This window comes from Stenotrophomonas sp. SrG, assembly GCF_050031795.1.
In the GTDB taxonomy this organism is placed as follows: domain Bacteria; phylum Pseudomonadota; class Gammaproteobacteria; order Xanthomonadales; family Xanthomonadaceae; genus Stenotrophomonas; species Stenotrophomonas rhizophila_A.
This window is the reverse complement of record NZ_JBNBBE010000975.1, coordinates 1-242: the sequence shown is the minus strand read 5'-3', so window position 1 is coordinate 242 and position 242 is coordinate 1. Positions and strand designations below refer to the sequence as shown.

General features: G+C 69.8%; 1 pseudogene. It reads right to left on the bottom strand.

Going from position 1 to position 242, the window contains the following annotated elements:
• Nucleotides 1-51: 51 nt before the first annotated feature.
• A pseudogene (locus tag ACQG3P_RS22400) lies at nucleotides 52-242 on the bottom strand (histidine--tRNA ligase); the annotation flags it as partial.

Here is a 242-nt window from a genome sequence, read left to right as displayed (position 1 = left end):
CCGGACGGGCAGGTCGAAGCTCAGCCCCAGCCCCGGCAGGCTCTACACACCCGCTGCGCCCGCCGTGGCCAACGCGCCGGTCGACTGCACGCAATACACCTGGCGCTCGGTCTCGCCACCCGACTTGGTCAGCAGCACGTCGGACAGCTCGAACACCGGGGTTTCCACCGGCAGGCACCCGAACCGCTCGTAAATGCGGCGGAAGACGTCCAGCATGCGCTGGAACGCGCTCTGCTCGCGCG